The sequence below is a fragment of the Corallococcus llansteffanensis genome (assembly GCF_003612055.1).
In the GTDB taxonomy this organism is placed as follows: domain Bacteria; phylum Myxococcota; class Myxococcia; order Myxococcales; family Myxococcaceae; genus Corallococcus; species Corallococcus llansteffanensis.
In genome coordinates this window covers 1-5232 of record NZ_RAWB01000646.1, presented here as the reverse complement: position 1 = coordinate 5232, position 5232 = coordinate 1, and the positions used below count along the sequence as shown (strand labels likewise).

The 5232-nt window shown below is 69.4% G+C and carries 1 protein-coding gene; it reads left to right on the top strand.

From position 1 onward, the window contains the following. Window positions 1-14: 14 nt before the first annotated feature. On the top strand, window positions 15-5232 hold a 5218-nt coding region (locus D7V93_RS37230), incomplete at its 3' end, for a non-ribosomal peptide synthetase (protein WP_147451540.1).

Genomic DNA, 5232 nt, shown 5'->3' with positions numbered 1-5232 from the left:
GCCTGGTGGCCTACGTGACGCCCTCCCCCGAAGGCGCTCCCGACTTCGACTCCGTGCGGGTGGCCCTCAAGCAGCGGCTGCCCGACTACATGGTGCCGTCCTTCTTCATCCTGCTGGACGCCTTCCCAGTCATGCCCAACGGCAAGCTGGACCGGAAGGCCCTGCCCGCACCGGACACCTCCCAGTCCACTGCCTACGTCGCGCCTCGCACCGACGTGGAGCAGAAGCTGGCGACGCTGTGGAGCGAGGTGCTGCGCGTGCCTCGCGTGGGCCTGAGCGACGACTTCTTCGCGCTGGGCGGTCACTCGCTGCTGGCCACCCAGCTCGTCTCCCGCATCCGCGCCACCTTCTCGGTGGAGCTGCCCCTGCGCGCCCTCTTCGAGGCCTCAACGCTCGAAGCCTTCGCCGCACGCCTGCAGGCCGCGCTCCAGTCCTCCGCCACCACGACGCTTCCGCCCCTGGTGCCCACGGAGAAGAACGGGCCCCGGCCGCTGTCCTTCTCGCAGCAGCGGCTGTGGTTCCTGCACCAGTTGGAGCCCGACAACGCCGCCTACAACCTGCCTGCGGCACTGCGGCTCTCCGGCGACCTGGACGTGGAACTCCTCCGCCGCACCTTCGAGTTCCTTGAGCACCGTCACGAGTCGCTGCGCACCACCTTCACCGTGGCCCAGGGTGAGCCCATCCAACTCATCCATCCGCCCGCGGCCTGGAAGCTGGAGGTGGAGGATCTGACGTCGCTCCCCGCCGAGCAGCGTCAGACCGAGGCCGTGCGCCTGGCGTCCCAGGAGGCGCGAAGCCCGTTCCACCTGGAAGCCGGGCCCCTCATCCGCGTGCGCCTGTTGAAGCTGGCCAGCGACGAGCACGTCCTGCTCGTCAACATGCACCACGCCATCTCGGATGGATGGTCCATCGGCGTGCTGATTCGCGAGGTCTCCGCCGCGTACGGGGCGCTGGCCTCGGGCCAATCGCCTTCGCTCCCGCCCCTGCCACTGCAGTACACGGACTATGCGGTCTGGCAGCGTGCCTGGCTGCAAGGCGCCGTGCTGGAGCAGCAGCTCGATTACTGGCGGCGGCAACTGGGCGATGCACCGGTCGCCCTGGATCTGCCCACGGACAGGCCTCGCCCTCCGGTGCAGACCTTCCGCGGCACCAACGCCCCCGTTCGCCTTCCGCTCCACCTCTCCGAGCAGCTCAAGGCCCTGGCTCGCCGCGAGGAAACCACGCCCTTCATGCTGCTGCTGGCGGCCTTCCAGCTCCTGCTGCATCGCTACACGGGCCAGGACGACCTCCTCGTCGGCTCTCCCATTGCCGGCCGCACCCACGCGGAGACCGAGAGCCTCATCGGCTTCTTCGTCAACATGCTCGTGCTGCGCGCTCGCATCGACTCCAGCGAGTCCTTCCTCCAACTGCTCCAGCAGGTGAAGGCCACCACCCTGGGCGCCTACGAGCACCAGCACCTGCCCTTCGAGAAGCTCGTCGAGGAGCTGCAGCCTCAGCGTGACTTGAGCCGCCCGCCGCTCTTCCAGGCCATGTTCGCCCTGCAGAACCAGGACTCCGGCGGCACCGTGCCTCAGCTGGGTAACCTCGCCGTCCAGCCGCTCAAGATCAGCGGCAGCGCCTCGCGCGTCGAGCTCTCCATGGGGCTGGCCGAGACGCCCGAGGGCTTCTCCGGCATCCTCGAGTACAACACCGACCTCTTCGACGAAGCCACCATCCTGCGCTTCATCGGCCACTTCCAGGTGCTCCTCCAGGCCCTGGCCCAGCAGCCCCAGCGCGCGCTCGCGTCCCTTCCAATTCTCACCGAGGACGAGCGTCGTCAGGTGCTCGTGGACTTCAACGACGTGCGCGCCGACTTCCCGCGTGACGTCTGCATCCACGACCTCATCTCCGCCCAGGCGTGCCAGACGCCAGACGCTCCGGCCCTCCGCTTCCAGGACTTCCAGCTGAGTTACCGCGAGCTGGAGGAGCGCGCCAACCGACTGGCCAACTACCTGCGCTCGCTGGGCGTCGGCCCGGAAGTGCGCGTCGCGCTGCTCTTCGAGCGCTCACCGCACTCCATCATCTCCCTCCTCGCCACACTCAAGGCGGGCGGCGCCTACGTGCCGTTGGACCCGACCTATCCGCCTGAGCGCCTGGCCTTCATGGTCGAGGATGCGGCTCCGCGCGTTCTGCTCACCCAGCCCGCGGTCTCGTCGTTGTCCTCATCGCTCGCGCACCTCATCCCGCACACCGTCGACCTGGACTCCGACTCCACCCAGGCCCGCGTCGCCGCCTTCCCGTCGCTGCCGCCACCTCCCCTGGCGGGACCGGATTCGCTGGCCTACATCATCTACACCTCCGGCTCGACGGGCCGCCCCAAGGGCACCCTCATCGCGCACCGGGGCCTGTGCAACACCGCCCTCGCCTGCATCCGCTCCCTGGGCGTGGGCCCCTCCTCGCGCGTCCTCCAGTACTCCGCTCCGGGCTTCGACATCTCCGTCTGGGAGACCTTCCAGGCACTCGTCTCCGGCGCATGCCTCGTGCTCGCCCCGCGCGAGCAACTGCTTCCCGACGCTCCGCTGCGCTCCCTCATCGACTCGCAGCAGATAACCCATCTCACCGCGACGCCTTCCGTCCTCACGCAGTTGGAGCCTCACGGCATGCCCTCGCTGCGCACCGTCGTCTCTGGAGGCGAGGCGTGCACGCCGGAGCTGGTGCGCAAGTGGAGCCAGGGCCGCACCCTCTTCAACGGCTACGGCCCCACCGAAATCACCGTCTGCGCCACCATCACCCCGGGCTCCGCCCGTCCGGAGCGGCTGACGATTGGCCAGCCGCTGACGAACACGCAGACGTACGTGCTCGACTCGCACCTGCAACCGGTGCCCGTGGGCGTGCCCGGCGAGCTCTTCGTCGGTGGCGTGGGCGTGGCGCGTGGCTACCTGCACCGGCCCGAGCTGACCGCCCAGTTCTTCATCCCCCATCCCCTCTCGTCCTCTCCCGGTGAGCGCCTCTACCGCACCGGGGACCGGGTGCGCTGGCTGCCCGAAGGTGAGCTGGAGTTCCTCGGCCGCATCGACTCGCAGGTAAAGCTGCGCGGCTTCCGCGTGGAGCTGGGTGAAGTCGAAGCCGCCCTCTGCGAGCTGCCCGGCATCCAGGACGTCAGCGCCCTCGTGCGCGAGGACTCGCCTGGCGACAAGCGCCTGGTGGCCTACGTGACGCCCTCCCCCGAAGGCGCTCCCGACTTCGACTCCGTGCGGGTGGCCCTCAAGCAGCGGCTGCCCGACTACATGGTGCCGTCCTTCTTCATCCTGCTGGACGCCTTCCCAGTCATGCCCAACGGCAAGCTGGACCGGAAGGCCCTGCCCGCACCGGACACCTCCCAGTCCACTGCCTACGTCGCGCCTCGCACCGACGTGGAGCAGAAGCTGGCGGCGCTGTGGAACGAGGTTCTACGCGTGCCTCGCGTGGGCCTGAGCGACGACTTCTTCGCGCTGGGCGGTCACTCGCTGCTGGCCACCCAGCTCGTCTCCCGCATCCGCGCCACCTTCTCGGTGGAGCTGCCCCTGCGCACTCTCTTCGAAGCCTCGACGCTCGAGGCCTTCGCCGCACGCCTGCAGGCCACGCTCCAGTCCTCCGCCACCACGACGCTTCCTCCCCTGGTGCCCACGGAGAAGAACGGGCCCCGGCCGTTGTCCTTCTCGCAGCAGCGGCTGTGGTTCCTGCACCAGTTGGAGCCTGACAACGCCGCCTACAACCTGCCCGTGGCCTTGAGCCTCTCCGGCCACCTGGACGTGGAGGCCCTGCGCCGCACCTTCGAGTTCCTCGTGCACCGTCACGAGTCGCTGCGCACCACCTTTGGCTCCGAGGCGGACCTCCCCATCCAGCTGATCCACCCGCCCGCGGCTTGGAAGCTGGAGGTGGAGGACCTGACGTCGCTCCCCGCCGAGCAGCGTCAGGCCGAAGCGCTGCGCCTGGTGTCCCAGGAAGCGCGAAGCCCCTTCCACCTGGAGACCGGTCCGCTCTTCCGGGCGCGCCTGCTGCGGCTGGATGCGACCGAGCACGTGCTGCTGGCCAACATGCACCACGCCATCTCGGATGCATGGTCCATCGGTGTGATGGTGCGTGAGGTCGCCGCCACGTACGAAGCGCTCGCGTTGGGCCAGTCACCTTCACTCGCGCCCCTCTCCCTGCAGTACACGGACTACGCGGTGTGGCAGCGCGGCTGGCTGCAGGGCGCCGTGCTCCAGCAACAGCTCGGCTACTGGCGCCAGCAGCTGTCCGGTGCGCCGGCCGCCCTGGAGTTGCCCACCGACAGGCCTCGCCCCAGCGCGCAGTCCCGCCGTGGCGCTTCTCTTCCCCTCCAGCTGTCACAGGCCCTGACCGGGTCGCTCAAGGCCCTGGCCCAGCGCGAAGGCGTCACACCCTTCATGCTGCTGCTGGCCGCCTTCCAGTCCCTGCTGCACCGCTACAGCGGCCAGGATGACGTCCTCGTCGGCTCTCCCATCGCCGGCCGCCGACACGCCGAGCTCGAAGGCCTCATCGGCTTCTTCGTCAATACGCTGGTGCTGCGCGCGCGCATGGACGCCAACCCCTCCTTCCGTGCCCTGCTGCGGCAGGTGAAGGAGACGACGCTGGGCGCCTATGCCCACCAGGACATCCCCTTCGAGAAGCTGGTGGAGGAGCTCAAGCCCCGGCGCGACCTGGGCCGCACCCCGCTCTTCCAGGTGATGTTCGCCCTGCAGAACACGCCCGCCTCGGAGCTGGCCCTGCCTCAGCTCACCCTGCGGCCCCTGTCCGTCGAGGGGCACTCGGCGAAGTTCGACCTCTCGCTGCACATGGCGGAGGGCCCCGAGGGCTTCACGGGCACGCTGGTCTACAGCACGGACCTCTTCGAGCCCGCCACCGCCGCGCGGATGATGGCGCACTTGCAGGTGCTGCTCGAAGGCGCCCTGGCCTCACCCGACGCGCCACTGGCCGCACTGCCCCTGCTTCGTCAGGACGAGCGTCACCAGCTGCTGGTGCAGTGGAACGACACCGCCTCCGCCTTCCAGGGCGACGACTGCCTGCACCACCTCTTCGAGGCCCAGGTGCTGCGCACCCCCGACGCCCCCGCCGTCGTCTTCGAGGGCGCCTGCCTCTCCTTCCACCAGCTCAATGCCCGCTCCAACCAGCTGGCCTGGCACCTGCGCTCCCTCGGCGTCGGCCCCGACGTCCCCGTCGGCCTCTACCTCGAGCGCTCCGTCGACTCCCTCG